Below are 15,568 nucleotides of genomic sequence, written 5' to 3' on the forward strand. Positions count from 1 at the left end.
ACAAATGAAAAAGTTAGGATTATTCGCAGGGTTGGCAAGTTCGGTGTTATTACTCGGGGCATGTGGCAGTGAAGAAGCGGCACCAGTCGCGGCGACGACAGAAGACGGAAAGACAGAGGTCGTCTTTTGGCATGCGATGAGTGGGGACTTGGAGACGGCTTTAAACAGTCAAGTCGACGCGTTCAACGCTTCGCAAGACGACTATGAAGTCAAACCTGTCTTCCAAGGAACATATGAGGAAGCGTTGACGAAATTCAATGCGGTCGCCGGTTCGGAAGACGCGCCAGCCATCATGCAGACGTTCGAGGTCGGGACGAAATACATGATCGATTCGAACAAAATCACACCAGTTCAAGAGTTCATCGACAAAGAGGATTTTGACACGAGCGTATGGGAAGAGAACATCTTGAGTTATTATCAGGTCGATGGGAAGCAATACTCGATGCCGTTCAACTCCTCGACACCGATCCTCATCTATAACAAAGAGGCGTTTGAAAAAGCAGGGCTCGATCCAGAGAAAGCACCACGCACATATGACGAGTTGAAAGAGGCGGCGAAGAAGTTGACAACGGACGGTCAGACCGGCTTCACGATGCTCAACTACGGTTGGTTCTTTGAACAGCTCTTGGCCGCACAAGGTGGACTGTATGTCGACAATGACAATGGACGAAGCGGAGACCCGACGAAAGCCGTGTTTGATGGCGAAGAAGGACAGAACGCGTTCAATCTCATCAAAGAGATGTACGATGAGAAGACATTCCTAAACGTCGGTCAAAACTGGGACGACATGCGCGCGGCATTCCAATCTGGGAAAGTTGCCATGTACCTTGATTCGTCAGCAGGAATCCGTACGGTAGCAGACAACGCGGACTTTGAAATCGGCGCATCGTACTTACCGGTACCGAATGAAGCGGAGCGTCAAGGCGTCGTCATCGGCGGGGCATCGCTCTGGATGGGTGATGGCATTGCCGAAGAGACGAAAGAAGGCGCATGGGAGTTCATGAAGTATGTCGCTTCAACGGAAGCGCAAGCACAGTGGCATGTTGACACAGGCTACTTCGCCATCAATCCGGAAGCATACAATGAACCGATCGTAAAAGAAATGTGGGCGAAATATCCACAACTGAAAGTGACGGTCGACCAACTCAGTGAGACGAAACCATCACCGGCGACACAAGGAGCGCTCATCTCGACGTTCCCGCAATCACGTCAAAGTGTCGTCAACGCGATGGAAAGTTTGTATCAAGGGGTGTCGGTCGAAGAAGCATTGAAGCGTGCGGCCGATGAGACGACTTCCACCTTGGGGCAGTGACATGTTGATTTACGCACATCGCGGCTATAGCGCCAATTACCCGGAAAATACATTGTCCGCGTTCGAGGCAGCTCTTCCCTATGTGGACGGGATCGAGCTGGACGTACAGCTATCGAAGGACGGGCGTCTCGTCGTCATTCATGACGAAACCGTCGACCGGACGACAAATGGAACGGGATGGGTGAAAGACATGACGCTTCAGGAGTTGCGCCAGTTGAAGATTGACGGCTATGAACGCATCCCAACGTTAGAAGAGGTGCTCGGACTGATTGAACGAAGCAACGTCACCCTGAACATCGAATTGAAGACGGATCAATATGCGTATCCAGGGATTGAACGTCTCGCTTGGTTTGCTGTCAACGAGTTTGAACTCGGTGACCGTGTCGTGTTCTCCTCATTCAATCGTGAAACGCTCGTCCGAATGCGAGATGTGGCACCAGTCGCCCGGCTTGCGGTGTTGACACTCACGGGTGAGTCGGACACCGTCTCGTTCGCTGAAACGATTCGGGCCGAGGCGATTCACGCCCAGCCTGCATTTATCGGTTCGAAAGCATGGGATCAGATACAACAGACGACGCTCGAGACACGGCTCTACACGATCAACGACGTGAAGGACCTTCCCCCGATAACAGTTTCGGCCATCATGACAGATGAGGTTGAACGGTTTACAAAATGAGTAGACTAAACCCCGCTCCTGAGAAGGAGCGGGGTTTAGTCATGTCATGATCGGTTCTGGTGTGTCATAGGTTGAGATGACAACTTGATTACGCCCTTCGTTTTTCGCTTGATAGTTCGCCGAATCAGCGAGATCTACCATCCGCTTGATGGGAAGCGAGGTCCCGTGTGCGACCCCGACGGACGTCGTGATTTGAATCGGTGGAAAATCGTTCAAGTGGAATAGTTCAGCAGCAATCCGTTCTCGTATCCGGTTGGCCACTTTGTCTACCTTCTCTGGCGTCAAGTCGTACATCAAGATGACGAATTCTTCGCCACCGATTCGTGCGACAGTGTCATGGGCACGCGTCTCGACTTTTAAGATGTTGGCGAACTGTTGTAAGACGAGATCACCGTTTCCGTGACCATATGTATCGTTCACATGTTTAAAATGATCGATATCGAGCGCGAGTACATTGTACGTCCGATTCTCTTGCCCGATGGAAGCCGTATATCGATCCCACACACGTCGATTGTATAGACCGGTCAAATGGTCTCGTTCAGACGACTGTTTGTACTCGATGGCACGGCGGGTCGTTTGTTCAAGGTCGATGGTGAGGATGCTCGAGAGTAGACCGACGAGCATGCCAATCATCCAAATGGACAAGACGAGGGATACATAGGCTGTGCTCCAACCCATATTGATATAGACGGCAATCGAAATAATGAAGAGCGCCCATACGTTCAAAAAGATACTCTGTAAGAAGAGTCGCTCCCGAAGCAGCCGATGAATCCAGAGCATCCCGATGCTGACGATGAACGTCGCGATAAATGCAATCATGGCCTGCTCGGTCATTCCGAACAAGAATCGTGTACTGGCGATGACAAGTGTCGCAATAAATAAAGGAAAACGAGCACCATAAAAAGCAAGCAACACGAGCGGTAAGTGACGTAAATCCACACGGACCATATCGTTAGCTTCTACGGCGTTATACATCAAAAACAGACCGAGTGCACCGGCGAGTATTCCAATCACAGAACTACGAAGACGGTACGAATTAAAAAGCGAAGAATGATAAATCTTCGAGATGATATAAAATCCGGTGAATGCGACACAAGCATTGAGCAACAAGACGGTGAGCGTCATTCCTTCACGACCTTTTTCATAGACTATACATTAACGGTAGCAGTCTTCAAATAATTGTCAATCTGAAGGTGTGTAAATGTTCATTATCTTTTCACGCTTTCTTCTTTGTTCCTCGAAACGCAAAAAACATAGCGATGCCAATTCCAATGCCGAGCCACCAATTATCGAGGGTGAGCCCGAAAACGACGGCGAATACGACCGCGACGGGAATCGATAAGTAGCCACGTTGTTTCATCTTCATTTCCTCCTCTCTTCGACACTTCTTTATTCCCAAAACGAATGCGCTTCATTCTTGAATCGAAACAAATAAAAAAAACGTTCAACCGATTAAATCAGTCGAACGAAACCAAATGTTTAGGTGATGATTGCAATGAACAACTCTGTCTGGTGTGGAGCTCGATCGTAAAGGTGGTGCCTTCTCCGTATACCGAGTCCGCATGAATTCCCCAACCATGGGCTTCAGCGATTCGTTTACAGATTCGTAGACCGAGACCGGTTCCTTTGATCGATTGGTGGGCAGCGGATTCGACACGGTAATATTCATCAAATACGTATGGAAGTGCTTCTTCCGGAATCCCGATGCCGGTATCGGATACAGATAAGATGATTGTGCCAGCACATTCAAATACTCTCGTATGGACCGTACCGCCGTCAGGAGAGTACTTGATGGCGTTACTAATGAGGTTATGGAGCAATTGCCGTAACTTTTCTTCATCTGCTTGAATCGAGACATCATTCGTTTCAAATGTCACTGTATGAAGCGGGGAGGTCGTCTGATAGCTCGACATGACATCCTCTAAAAGAGGACGGAGTGCGAACGTCGTCACGGTCAGTTGGTCAGCCGTGTAGCGCTCTTTTTGATAATCGAGGAAATTATCGACGAGCCGCTCCAGCCGTTCCGATTCTTGTTTGACTTGTGTTAGCATCTGATACGACTTTTCCGAACCTTGATGGCGTGTCATGAGTAACTCCGTATAGCCATGGATGGCAGTCAATGGCGTGCGGAAATCATGAGACAGTTCGGCAAGGAAACTGTCTTTACGTTCTTCAAAGCGGACAGCTTCTGTTTGGTCGCGCCACATGATGAAAACGCCACGTGGTGTGCGCGTGAAGTTGAAAATCAAATGTAGCGTCTTGTCATTAAAGCGCAGACGACGTGAGGTCATCCTTGGATCCGTTTCAGTCGCACATTCGAGCAATTCCTGGATGAGGTGCATGACTTGTGCGGAATCCGCCCCATGCTGTTCCAACGTGGCATATAAATAACGAGTCAATGTTTCCAATGTGTCAAAAGATTGTGTTGTCATCGAAGGGTACCATTGCCGAAGAGAATCATTCGAATACAGACGACATCTTGAGAAATCGATATAACACATCGCATCCTGTACTTCTTCCACGATGGAAACGATGGAGAACGTGTGGCGTTGCTGTTTTTGACGAGCGGATCGTTTCTGCCTAATCCTATGGAATCGGCGCATGGACCTACCTCCTCGCGAACATTTGTACATGCATTCACAATAAGTATACGACATTCGAGAAGGAATCCCTATACAGGCAATAGTCCTAGCAGAAACGTATCGAAATCGGGACGGATACAAAACACCTCTCCGCTGATAGAACAGAGAGGTGTCGGTCATTCGGTCACTTTTACTTGTCCCATCATCCCATTTTCTTCATGCTCGAGGATGTGGCAATGATACATAAATGTGCCGGTTTTCGTGAAGGTGATTTCAATCTTTACTCGTTCATCTGGAGCGACGGCTACTGTATCTTTCCACCCTTTTTCCTGATCGTATGTTGGGTTGCCGTCTCGACTAATGACTCGGAACTGGACGCCATGGATGTGGAAGGGATGTGTCATCCCACCCATCATATCTGGTTTATTTTCAATTTCCCATACCTCGGTGTCTCCGCGTTTCGCTTCGATGTCGATACGCTCCGGATCATAGGTCTTTCCGTTGATTGAAACCATGTTACCAAATCCAAAAAGGGTGAGCCGTCGATCTGCCGTCTTATCTGTCGAGCGCTCCATCGTCTCGGTCACCGGAATCTTAATGGACGCCTTGTCGAGTTCACCGACACGAAACGTAGTGAATGTCACTCCGTCCGCTTTTAAGGCGGCGACATCTTCAACTTGTGAAAAATCTATCAGCACTTCGGCCCGTTCACCTGGTGTCAACGTGATGGTTCTTAAGGGAATCGGGCGCTCTAACGGTCCTCCCTCTGTCGCAATCTGCGTCATCTCGGCCTCGTTAGATAACGTAAAATCAAAATCGCGCGCATTCGAACCGTTGACTAGTCGCACACGTAACGTCTCGGTTTGAACGTCGAACGTCGTGTTGATGGCTCCATTCGCAAGAATTGTATCCCCGGTCGTTCCGTCAACGTTCATATGGGCATCATAATCTAACCCACCGTTAGGAGTGAAGCGTCGATCTTGTACAATGAGCGGGATGTCGTCGACTCCATATTCATTCGGGAGACCATTCGGTGTATCGTTAGTCACATAAAGAAGACCGGCAAGCCCTTTATAAACTTGTTCAGCTGTCGAACCCATCGGATGGGGGTGAAACCACAGCGTACTAGGTTCTTGGTCGATGTCGAGTCGAACTTGTGCCCGTTCACCTGGTGCGACGGTCTGATGAGGTCCCCCGTCCATGTCGGCAGGAATGACGAGTCCGTGCCAGTGGAACGTTGTCGGTTCATCCAATCGATTGATGGTATCGATTACGACTGTTTTTCCTTTCGGTTACTCGATCATTGGTCCGAGTAAGTCTCCATTATAACCGAATGTTTCCGATTTCTTGCCGTCTTTGAAAAATTGTGACGTGCCTTTAGTTGCTTCCACCGTATAGTAGACCGTGTCTTCCGTGACACGATCTGGCTGTAAGGCGGTCGGAATCGGAAGCGGCTGTGTCGGTTCATCCGATGCTTGGAGCTCTTGCCTCGCTCCGTGTCCCATCTGACCCGTTGCCGAATCGTTTCCCATCATATGATTTTGGTCCATATTGTTGTTATGGTTCCATGTCCCGTTGAAGAGGACGACTAGTAAAACGAAGATGCCCCCAATTAAAATCCCCGTCAACAGAAACCACATTCCTTTCGATTTCATTCTATAACACTCCTTCATTGTTCAGTCCTCACTTTGTTGTACCACCTAATTGTGAAAGAAACATGAAAGTCCAAATCTGTTTAATTATATACCATATGGGGGTATACAATTCGTGTAAAGGAGAGGATGAATGATGGAACATGCACACGATCAACATCATGAATATCATAAGGGAAGTCACGAGTCTCATCATGGCGGACACGGACACGAGCATATGATTGATGATTTCAAACGACGTTTCTTCATATCGCTCGGACTAATGATTCCGATTTTATTGTTATCGGACATGATTCAAGAATGGCTGCGGTTTGAACTCGATTTTCCGCTTGAAAAGACAATCTTATTTGTATTGGCGACGATTGTATATGTATACGGCGGATGGCCGTTCTTAAAAGGAAGTGTGGAAGAGCTACGAGAGCGTAGCCCGGGCATGATGATGCTCATTGGCTTGGCGATTAGCGTCGCTTACTTTTATAGCGCAGCTGTCGTCTTTGGATACGGAAGTGGGCATGACTTCTTTTGGGAACTCGCTTCACTGATTGTGATCATGCTACTCGGTCACTGGATTGAGATGCGTTCGGTCATGGGGGCATCACATGCGTTAGAACAACTCGTACAACTGCTCCCGAACGAGGCGCATCGCATCAATGGGGAAGAAACGGAAGACGTTCCCATCTCTGAACTGAAGGAAGGAGACCGAATCCTCGTCAAACCGGGGGAGCAGGTACCCGTGGACGGGAAAATCATCAAAGGACGAACGACCATCGACGAGTCGATGTTGACCGGCGAATCGGTACCGGTCGAAAAAACAGAAGGTGAAGATGTCATTGCGGGTTCGATCAACCAAGAAGGGAGCTTGACGATTGAAACGATTGGTACGGGAGAAAGAACGTACTTGTCAAAAGTGATTGAATTGGTGAGTGAGGCACAAAAATCGAAGTCACGGGCTCAAAATTTGGCGAATCGGGCGGCAAAATATTTGTTCTATATCGCAATTGCCGCTGGAGTCATCACGTTCACGGTTTGGTTCATGCTCGGATATTCGGTCGGGACGGCGGTTGAACGGATGGTAACGGTCATGGTCATCTCATGTCCCCATGCACTTGGACTGGCGACACCTCTTGTTGTCGCTGTTTCGACAGCATTATCGGCGAAACAAGGTCTTCTCATCCGCAATCGGACTCAATTTGAAGAGGCGCGTCGACTCGATGCCGTCATTTTCGATAAGACCGGTACGCTGACGGAAGGGAATTTCGGAGTCACAGACATACAGGCGAGCTCGTCTTATAAGGAAGAAGACGTGTTGCAACTCGCAGGAGCAGTTGAGCGTGAGTCGCAACATCCTCTCGCGCAAGGGATTTTAAGAGAAGCCGAGAGACGGGAATTGAAACTGGCGGCTGTCGACGACTTCGGTTCGATGACAGGTGTCGGATTGGAAGGAACGGTTGACGGTGCGCGTGTTCAAGTCGTCAGTCCGCGACATATCCGCGATCAACACATTCAAATTGATGAGGAGACGTTTGCACGACTCTCGGAAGAAGGAAAGACCGTCGTCTTTGTTTTGAAAGACGGAGAATGGGTCGGGATGATTGCGATGGCCGATCTGGTGAGGGAAGAAGCGAAGGAGACCGTCGAGGCACTTCATAAAAAAGGCATTCGCTCGATCATGTTGACGGGTGACAACGAGAAGGTCGCGCATTGGGTCGCGGGTCAGCTCGGTATCGATGACGTGTATGCCGAAGTATTACCGGACGACAAGGCAAACCAAGTGAAAGACGTCCAAAAAGATGGCAGCAAAGTAGCGATGGTCGGAGATGGAATCAATGATGCACCTGCCTTAGCACAAGCGGATGTCGGCATCGCAATCGGGAGCGGGACAGACGTTGCCGTCGAAACGGCAGATATTGTCCTCGTCCGCAGTAATCCGAAAGATGTCCTATCGATTTTGGAGCTTTCACAGAACACGTATCGTAAGATGATTCAAAACTTGTGGTGGGCAGCCGGGTATAACATCGTCGCCATCCCGCTTGCTGCAGGCGTGCTGGCTCCGATTGGAATCATCTTGTCCCCAGCCATCGGTGCCGTCTTGATGAGTTTAAGCACAGTTATTGTCGCAATCAACGCTCGACTTTTGAAGATTTAACATTTCTTTCACCTTTAGTCAGTATGCTAGATGGGATGCTAATGATGGAGGGATCGAGATGAAACGAACGTTAATGCTATCACTATTCCTGACTCCACTGCTCCTGTCGGCGTGTGGAACAGAAGACGCACCGTCGGACACGAGTCAATCCGAGAATGTGACGACAACTACAAAAGACGAGTGGCAACGTGTGGGATCCGATGAAACGGTCTCCCACATCCACGGAGCTGGATTTTGGCAAGACGACGAACGTCTTGTCATCGCGACGCATGCCGGATTGATGGAATATCGAGAAGATGGTTGGTATACGCTGCCGACAAATCGCCATGACTACATGGGATTTGAAGTCGTCGAGGATGGATTTTATGCGAGCGGTCACCCCGATCGTCGGACAGATTTCAAAAATCCACTTGGGGTCATGCATGGAAAAAATCATGGGGCGGTACTCGAGAGTCGGTCGCTTGAAGGCGAGGCAGATTTCCACTATATGAGTGCCGGTTATGCCACAGGTACACTCTACGTTTATTTGGAGGAAGCGACCTCGGAGCTAGAGCCGGGATTTTATCTTTCCATCGATGGTGGGAAATCATTTGAACCGATGCAGGTACAAGGGATAGAGGAAGCGCAAGTGGCAGGAATCGTCGCCGATGCGACGGATGCGGAGCGCGTCTTCTTGTACGGTCCGTCCGGCATCCTCGTTTCGAATGACTCTGGAGATTCGTTCGAGCCACTTGTTGAAGCAGAACAAGTTGTCACGGTCGGAGCGGATGAGGGGCAGCTGGCATACGTACGACAGACAGATGGTTCTTTCGAAGGGGTTCGTTTCAACTTAGACGATGAGTCGACAGAGACGTTCAATCTTCCAGAGTTTCAAGCGGACGTTGTGCCAATCGAATTGGCAGTCAACGAGGAGCGCATGTTGCTTGTCACATCGGATAACAGCGTATATGAGTTTACAGACGGGGAATGGGAGATGCGCCTCGACAAAGGTGAGCTCAATTGATTAAAAGACGCCTTTCCATTATAGGATAGGCGTCTTTTTGTCGAGTGGAATCGTGACGGTGAAAGAAGTGCCCGATACATCAGACGTGACTGTCAATTCTCCACCGTGACGGTTGACGATTTGGTCAGCGATGGCGAGTCCGAGGCCGCTCCCACCAGTCTGTCGGGACCGTGATTTTTCCACACGATACAGGCGGACAAAAATGTGCGGTAAATCTTCTTCGGGAATGCCTTTCCCATTGTCTGTAATGGTCAGGATCAGGTGAGTGTCCGTGACATTTGAACGCAGGGAGACATGTGAGGCCTCACTATGCTCAATCGCATTATGGGCGATTGAGCGGAAGACTTGGAGCATCCGGTGCCGATCCAATGTAAGAGCGATGTCTTGTTGTCCCGCGTTCGACGAAGCATCGAAGCGAATCGTCGTCATCCGGAACATTGTATCGAGCATTCGACGTAAGTCCGCACAAAACGTTGTGACGGTCACTTCTTCTCGATGCAATAAGAACGTGTTCTCATCGAGCTGTGCCAGTTGAAACGCATTTTCGACGAGTTCTGTGAGCGACCGGCTTTCATCTAAGATTGTCTGAATCGATTGCTTGCGTAACGATTCGGGCGTACTTTCTTTCGAAGCGATTTCGGCGTAACCCCTCAAGTACGTGAGAGGGGTCTTGATTTCATGCGATAGGTCGGATAAGAACTGACGACGTTCCCGCCGTAGTCTGGATAGTTCCACTGACATCGATTCGATGGCACGCGCTAATTCACCGATTTCGTCGACACGATTGGTCGGTAACTGTAAATCGTCTGGGTTTGTCAATACATTCTCCGTTGCTTGTTTTAATGATTGGATCGGTTTTGAAATCAATCGACTCAAGAGGATGAACGTCAAGACGGTCGTCACGAGCGCGATCGCTGTGATATATAGGAATCGCCACTGGAGCCGATGGCTAATGCCATGAATGATTTCAGTCGGTAAAAACATATAGACGTATCCATACCGTCTGTCGGTATCATCTGTGATTGGCGTACGAACGATCAAATACGGTTCGTTTTCCCAGTCGTTCTCTAGGACAGTCGTGTCGTCGAAGGAGCCAGTTTGTTTTTTCGAATCGACTGTATCGGCAAGGACTTGGGGAAAGAAGCGTGAAGTCTGAAGAAGATGATGCGTGGGATCAGTGATGGCGACTTTCGTATCGGTCTCACTTTCCATAGTCGCTACATGATCAATCGTCTCTTCGGAAAAATTCATTGCTAATACGCTCGCATGGCTCTCAGCCCGAGATTCAAGGCGATTGATTTCTTCTACAACACGTTCACCGAGAAGCGTGTGATAGAGGAGAAGAAACAACACACCTTCAATCAATAGGGTGGATAGAAGAAAGACGAGGCTGATGCGAAACGGTAGACTGTTACGACCTCGCTTCATCCGGAACGCTCCTCGGTCCATCGATAGCCACGTCCCCATACCGTCTTTAAATAATCATCAATCGGGAATCCTGCATCGCCTAACTTTTCTCGAATCATACGAATATGCGCATCAACGGTGCGTGGGTCGGATTCTGCAGAATAGGGCCAGACAAGGTCAAACAAATCTAGGCGGTTGAAGAGGCGATTCGGGTGCTGAAGGAACAATTTTAAGATGGCCGTCGCTTTTGGTGTGAGGACAATCTCTTGTTCTTCATACAAAACGCGTCCGCTCTCCTCATCGTAACGTAGTGGTCCGTATTGGATGTTGACGACACGGGTCCGGCGCAAGACGGCACGAATACGAGCGAGGAGCACGTTCCCATCGAACGGTTTGGTGACGTAATCATCCGCTCCAGCATCTAATCCTTGGATGGTCGTCTCATTGTCTGAACGTGCCGTCAACAAGACGACAGGTAATGCCGGATCCATCGTCTTTAACTGACGACAAAGTGAGATCCCATCTACTTCTGGCATCATAATATCTAAAAGGACGAGATCCGGTCGCTCTTCGATTTTGTCGAGTGCGGAACGGGCATCGCTCGCCTCGATGCAAAAGTAGCCGTCACTTTCAAGAAACAAACGAATCAAATGTCTCATTTTTTCTTCTTTTTTTACGATGAGAATCTTCATCTTGCATTCCTCCTTCCTCTTATTATTATCGTTCCGTGTGCTTTACGTGATTTCCTTCCATGGCGAAAAGAGTCTGTAGTTGTTCACGTGCGCGTTCGACGTCTCGACAGTAAATGACGGGTACTCTCGCGTCAATCGGTCGATCCGTGACGATGGCTACTGCACCATTTCGGATGGCGGCCCTCACTAAATCGACGCCACGTTCATTGATTGGGCGCTTGCATATATATAAAAACATTTTATTTATTTTTTCTGGTGTCGTTCCGATTCCGCGAATTGTCATTTCTTCCGGGTGATCGAGATAGGACCAAGATAAAACAGAATCAAGTGTTGCCAGTACGTCACGCAATGTCCGCTCTTGCATCATCGTTCTCCTTCCTTGCATGAACTCAATTTCACTAGTGTACCCGATGTTTGTGAAAAAGAAGTGAAAAGCGTTAAGAGTACGAATAGACGGAGAAATAGGCGGGTTTGAGTATAGAACAAAAAAAAAAAAGAGTTTTTATACGCACAATAAGAAAGGATGAATAAGATGAAACAGTACGGTAAATTTGGAATCATGATTGCGGTCTCGACATTCATTATGTATTGGCTCATGTATTTGAACGTGTTTCAGTTCAATCATATCTTCTTTAGTCAGACAAGGTTGTACATGGCACTCATCATGGGATCGGTCATGGCGTTCGTCATGCTTCTCTTCATGTGGGGGATGTATAAGAACAAAACAGTTAACTTTATCATCCTAGGGGTCAGTGCTCTCGTCTTCAGTGCTTCGCTTTGGCTCGTACGTAGCCAGACGACCGTCGATGATGTCAGTTGGATGAAAGCGATGATCCCTCACCACTCGATTGCCATTTTGACAAGTGAACGCGCTGAAATTGAAGACCCACGCGTGAAAGAATTGTCTGAAGAAATCATCAAGGCACAGCGCCGTGAAATTGAAGAAATGAAGCGATTGATTGAAGATTTAGAGGATGAAGAGGAGAACGCCGAGGAAAATCGTGAGTAACAGACATGCACAGTCGAAAACGGCTGTGCATTTTTTGTATGTTGATAAGGAAAAATAAAGAAAGTAAGTTATAATTTGTTTTCCTTTATTTGAAATATAAATGACATATTTGTCGGTTCGTTTTGGTGGTAAAATTTTTTCAGTTAGATAATATAAAAAATAAAAATTTAAATACATAATTGAAAGGATTTACCACATCATGAAACGAAAGATGCTCTCTCTCTTCTGTGCCGTTCTTCTCACAGTCGGAATCTTCACTCCGACAGGTACCCCGGCTGAAGCTGCTACCACGTATTATGTCAAAGTCACGACTAACAGTTTAAACGTCCGTTCGGGCCCGGGCACGACGTATGCAATCGTCGGCAGTGCGAAGTTGGGACAATCCTTCAAATATCTCGGCGTGAGCGGGGGATGAACAAAAATCAATTTCAACGGGACATCCCGCTACGTATCCAGTACATATGTGAAGAAGTACAGTGTCTCCACGCTTTCAACCACATCGACTGCGAAAATGATCATCCCGACAAAAGGGACGTTGACACAAAAGTATGGTCCGGCGAGCGGGCAGTACGGTTATACGTTCCATAACGGTATCGACTTGGCTGCTCCAAGAGGAACACCGGTCGTGTCAGCCGCTTATGGAAAAGTCATCGTTTCTCGGAACTATGGGGCTTACGGTAACCACATCATGATGAGCCATCAGTTGAATGGACAAACATATATTACTGTATACGCACACCTTGATCGCCTCAATGTCGTTACAGGACAAACGTTAGCAAAAGGAGCAACGATTGGAACGGTCGGGAATACCGGTAACTCGTTCGGGAATCATCTCCACTTCGAAGTGCATCGGAACAGCTATGTGTATAGCAGTTCATCTCCTGCTAACAGTATCAATCCGTATACAATGTTTTGACATAAAAGCACGCGCTCTCAAACAATGGGAGCGCGTGCTTTTTGGTTAATGCCATGTTGTTTGTTTGTTTCGTTCGATTTGGTTGGCGGCGATGAAGCTGACACCAAGGACGATACCGAACACCAATCCGAATAGATTATTGAAAAGTAACATAAGGATGATCCCGAAGACGAGACCGATACTCATGAGGCCAATTCGATCAAACATATTGAATCCCCTTTTCTGTAGTTGTGCACCTCAATGATTACCCGATTTTCAAAGAAAGAACACCGACGAAATGGACTGATTGATTCATTATACGTGTTTAGACGAACCAGGTTTCGTTTTGTAGAAACTATAGAGGACGCTAATCAGGATGACGAGAACGATGGTTCCAAGAGACATCCAAATCGGCATCTTGTACACATCACCGAAAATCATCTTCGCCCCGATGAAGACGAGCATGAAGCTGAGACCGTGTTTCAAATAGTAGAAGCGGTCGATCAAGTTGGCGAGGACGAAGTAGAGGCTACGAAGTCCGAGAATCGCCATGATGTTCGCATAGAAGATGATATACGGGTCACGTGAATACGCGAAACTTGCAGCGACCGAATCGACAGCGAAGACGATATCCGACAATTCGATAAAGATGAGCGCGATGAAGAGTGGCGTGAAGAACAACTTCCCATTGATGCGCTTCGTGAACTTCCCGGATGAGATATCTTGTGTGATGGGGAGGCGTCGCTCGAGCCAACGAATCGTCTTGTTTTCTTCAAGTGACTCGTCTTTCCCGATATTCTTATACATCATCCACCCTGTATAAACGAGAAACGCTCCGAACACGTAGTAGACCCAACCGAAGTTTTCTAAAAGGGATACGCCAGCGACGATGAAGACAGCGCGGAAGAAAATCGCTCCGAGAATCCCCCAGAACAGTACCTTGTGTTGATACTTGAGTGGGATGGCGAAATAAACAAAAACAAGTGAGAAGACGAAGACATTATCAATGGCAAGTGCCTTTTCGATAAAGTAGACGCTCGCATATTCCGTTGCGGCTGTACTTCCTTGCGTGAAGAACAACCATCCTCCGAATGCGATGGCAATCCCAATCCAGACAAACGTCCATGTCCATGCTTCGCGGAGCGAGACTTCGTGCGCTTTACGGTGGAACACCCCGAGGTCAAGTGCGAGCATGAAGATGACGATGAGTAAGAACCCGATGAGTAGGGTCAACAACAATTCCTCCTTTTAAGGTCATATGAACTTCTATATATTTAATTTAAGTTCATAAGAACTCAAAGTCAAGCAAAAAAATAAAAAACCACTCGAAAAGGAGTGGTCAATGTGTAGAGCGTCTTCTTAACACTATGCGAGCCGTCCAACCGACAACAGCGATTATTGTGAATCCTAAAAACATATACATCACATGTGAATACATTTCGATATACCCTAACCAAACTTGCCAATTCTCGCCGACTACAACACCAATAAAAATGAGTACCGTGTTCCAAATGAGCGTCCCGCATGTCGTCAACACGATAAATTGAAGGAACGGCATATTCGACATACCGGCTGGAATCGAAATCAAACTGCGTACGACGGGAACGAACCGACCGAAGAATACTAATTTTGGACCGAATCGATCAAACCAGCGATCAGCCATTCGAACATCTTCTATTTTCAGATAAATTCTTTTGCCGTAACGGGTGATGAATGACTCGAGACGTTCTCGGTCCAGTAAAAGTCCAATCCCATAAAGGACGACGGCACCTAGGAGTGCTCCGACTGTTGCCACAACAATCATCCAAATAGGATTGAGTGTGGTTGTAGTTGTGAAAAAACCGCCAAAAATTAAGATTAATTCGGATGGGATTGGGGGGAACACATTCTCAATAAAAATGAGAAACATGACTCCGAAATAACCAAACTGTTCAATGACTTGTTGAATCCATTGCTCCATACCGTGATCGTCTCCTACCTAATTCATATTCTCCATCAACAATAAGTCGAATGACGACGATTTGGACATCCATCCTAAGATGTAAAGTGTTTTTAAACGATTTTTTGATGTCACTTAAGAGTAATTTCAAGGTCAAACTCACTTGAAAGTGATTATTCTTACATATATCGCAGAAGTGACCACAAATATACGGAGTGACTTCGATGCGTGATTTTCTGAACTGCAAATTAAGTA

The 15,568-nt window shown here is 47.6% G+C and carries 18 protein-coding genes and 1 pseudogene; 7 read left to right on the forward strand and 12 right to left on the reverse strand.

The window, feature by feature from the left end; genetic code table 11:
* Window positions 1–4 precede the first annotated feature (4 nt).
* On the forward strand, window positions 5–1,312 hold the full coding sequence (locus tag BBB58_RS04605; RefSeq protein WP_074035774.1) for an ABC transporter substrate-binding protein: 1,308 nt from the start codon (window positions 5–7) through the stop codon (window positions 1,310–1,312).
* 1 nt (window position 1,313) lies between these two features.
* Entirely contained in the window at window positions 1,314–1,988 is a 675-nt protein-coding gene (locus BBB58_RS04610; protein ID WP_074035776.1) for a glycerophosphodiester phosphodiesterase, read from the forward strand.
* Between the two features lie 39 nt (window positions 1,989–2,027).
* On the opposite strand, the gene BBB58_RS04615 is transcribed toward BBB58_RS04610, so the two are convergent.
* The 6 genes and pseudogenes from BBB58_RS04615 to BBB58_RS15310 form a co-directional block, all read right to left on the reverse strand.
* A complete protein-coding gene (locus BBB58_RS04615; protein WP_074035778.1) occupies window positions 2,028–3,113 on the reverse strand; it encodes a GGDEF domain-containing protein in 1,086 nt (361 codons plus the stop codon).
* A 91-nt stretch (window positions 3,114–3,204) separates the two neighbouring features.
* Window positions 3,205–3,348, reverse strand: a complete 144-nt coding sequence (locus BBB58_RS15135) for a hypothetical protein (protein WP_026825140.1) — start codon at window positions 3,346–3,348, stop codon at window positions 3,205–3,207.
* A 97-nt stretch (window positions 3,349–3,445) separates the two neighbouring features.
* Window positions 3,446–4,591, reverse strand: a complete 1,146-nt coding sequence (locus BBB58_RS04620; RefSeq protein ID WP_074035780.1) for a sensor histidine kinase — start codon at window positions 4,589–4,591, stop codon at window positions 3,446–3,448.
* Between the two features lie 155 nt (window positions 4,592–4,746).
* Window positions 4,747–5,505, reverse strand: coding sequence for a multicopper oxidase family protein (locus BBB58_RS04625; protein WP_276327313.1), 759 nt, complete (start codon window positions 5,503–5,505; stop codon window positions 4,747–4,749).
* 114 nt (window positions 5,506–5,619) lie between these two features.
* A pseudogene (locus tag BBB58_RS15565) lies at window positions 5,620–5,847 on the reverse strand (multicopper oxidase domain-containing protein); the annotation flags it as partial.
* Between the two features lie 15 nt (window positions 5,848–5,862).
* Window positions 5,863–6,225, reverse strand: a complete 363-nt coding sequence (locus tag BBB58_RS15310) for a cupredoxin domain-containing protein (protein ID WP_244150669.1) — start codon at window positions 6,223–6,225, stop codon at window positions 5,863–5,865.
* A gap of 130 nt (window positions 6,226–6,355) precedes the next feature.
* Here BBB58_RS15310 and BBB58_RS04630 point away from each other — a divergent pair, with 130 nt between their 5' ends.
* Together BBB58_RS04630 and BBB58_RS04635 are read left to right on the forward strand one after the other, a co-directional pair.
* Window positions 6,356–8,368 (forward strand): heavy metal translocating P-type ATPase, encoded by a 2,013-nt coding sequence (locus BBB58_RS04630; RefSeq protein ID WP_074035782.1) that lies wholly within the window; start codon window positions 6,356–6,358, stop codon window positions 8,366–8,368.
* A 58-nt stretch (window positions 8,369–8,426) separates the two neighbouring features.
* The gene (locus tag BBB58_RS04635; RefSeq protein WP_074035784.1) at window positions 8,427–9,371 is read left to right on the forward strand and encodes a F510_1955 family glycosylhydrolase; all 945 of its coding nucleotides are present in this window, start codon (window positions 8,427–8,429) and stop codon (window positions 9,369–9,371) included.
* Between the two features lie 18 nt (window positions 9,372–9,389).
* Here BBB58_RS04635 and BBB58_RS04640 read toward each other — a convergent pair whose 3' ends face one another.
* The 3 genes from BBB58_RS04640 to BBB58_RS04650 are packed head-to-tail and all read right to left on the reverse strand — an operon-like array spanning window position 9,390 to window position 11,834.
* The gene (locus BBB58_RS04640) at window positions 9,390–10,799 is read right to left on the reverse strand and encodes a sensor histidine kinase (RefSeq protein WP_074035786.1); all 1,410 of its coding nucleotides are present in this window, start codon (window positions 10,797–10,799) and stop codon (window positions 9,390–9,392) included.
* Window positions 10,796–11,470, reverse strand: a complete 675-nt coding sequence (locus BBB58_RS04645; protein ID WP_074035788.1) for a response regulator transcription factor — start codon at window positions 11,468–11,470, stop codon at window positions 10,796–10,798. The genes BBB58_RS04640 and BBB58_RS04645 overlap by 4 nt, the downstream gene beginning before the upstream one ends.
* A 25-nt stretch (window positions 11,471–11,495) precedes the next feature.
* On the reverse strand, window positions 11,496–11,834 hold the full coding sequence (locus tag BBB58_RS04650; RefSeq protein WP_074035790.1) for a hypothetical protein: 339 nt from the start codon (window positions 11,832–11,834) through the stop codon (window positions 11,496–11,498).
* 168 nt (window positions 11,835–12,002) lie between these two features.
* Here BBB58_RS04650 and BBB58_RS04655 point away from each other — a divergent pair, with 168 nt between their 5' ends.
* The 3 genes from BBB58_RS04655 to BBB58_RS15320 all read left to right on the forward strand — a co-directional run bounded on the left by BBB58_RS04655 (window position 12,003) and on the right by BBB58_RS15320 (window position 13,395).
* Window positions 12,003–12,479 (forward strand): DUF305 domain-containing protein, encoded by a 477-nt coding sequence (locus BBB58_RS04655; RefSeq protein ID WP_074035791.1) that lies wholly within the window; start codon window positions 12,003–12,005, stop codon window positions 12,477–12,479.
* Between the two features lie 199 nt (window positions 12,480–12,678).
* A complete protein-coding gene (locus BBB58_RS15315) occupies window positions 12,679–12,894 on the forward strand; it encodes an SH3 domain-containing protein (protein ID WP_244150670.1) in 216 nt (71 codons plus the stop codon).
* Window positions 12,895–12,942: 48 nt separating this feature from the next.
* Window positions 12,943–13,395 (forward strand): M23 family metallopeptidase, encoded by a 453-nt coding sequence (locus tag BBB58_RS15320; protein ID WP_244150671.1) that lies wholly within the window; start codon window positions 12,943–12,945, stop codon window positions 13,393–13,395.
* Between the two features lie 45 nt (window positions 13,396–13,440).
* Here the strand turns inward: BBB58_RS15320 and BBB58_RS15140 are convergent, their stop codons facing one another.
* The 3 genes from BBB58_RS15140 to BBB58_RS04670 form a co-directional block, all read right to left on the reverse strand.
* The gene (locus BBB58_RS15140; protein ID WP_159562944.1) at window positions 13,441–13,602 is read right to left on the reverse strand and encodes a hypothetical protein; all 162 of its coding nucleotides are present in this window, start codon (window positions 13,600–13,602) and stop codon (window positions 13,441–13,443) included.
* An 87-nt stretch (window positions 13,603–13,689) separates the two neighbouring features.
* Window positions 13,690–14,607, reverse strand: coding sequence for a TerC family protein (locus BBB58_RS04665; protein WP_074035792.1), 918 nt, complete (start codon window positions 14,605–14,607; stop codon window positions 13,690–13,692).
* 106 nt (window positions 14,608–14,713) lie between these two features.
* Window positions 14,714–15,334, reverse strand: coding sequence for a DedA family protein (locus BBB58_RS04670; RefSeq protein ID WP_074035794.1), 621 nt, complete (start codon window positions 15,332–15,334; stop codon window positions 14,714–14,716).
* Window positions 15,335–15,568 lie beyond the last annotated feature (234 nt).

Origin of the sequence: Exiguobacterium profundum (assembly GCF_001909285.1) — a bacterium.
Classification (GTDB): Bacteria; Bacillota; Bacilli; order Exiguobacteriales; family Exiguobacteriaceae; genus Exiguobacterium; species Exiguobacterium profundum.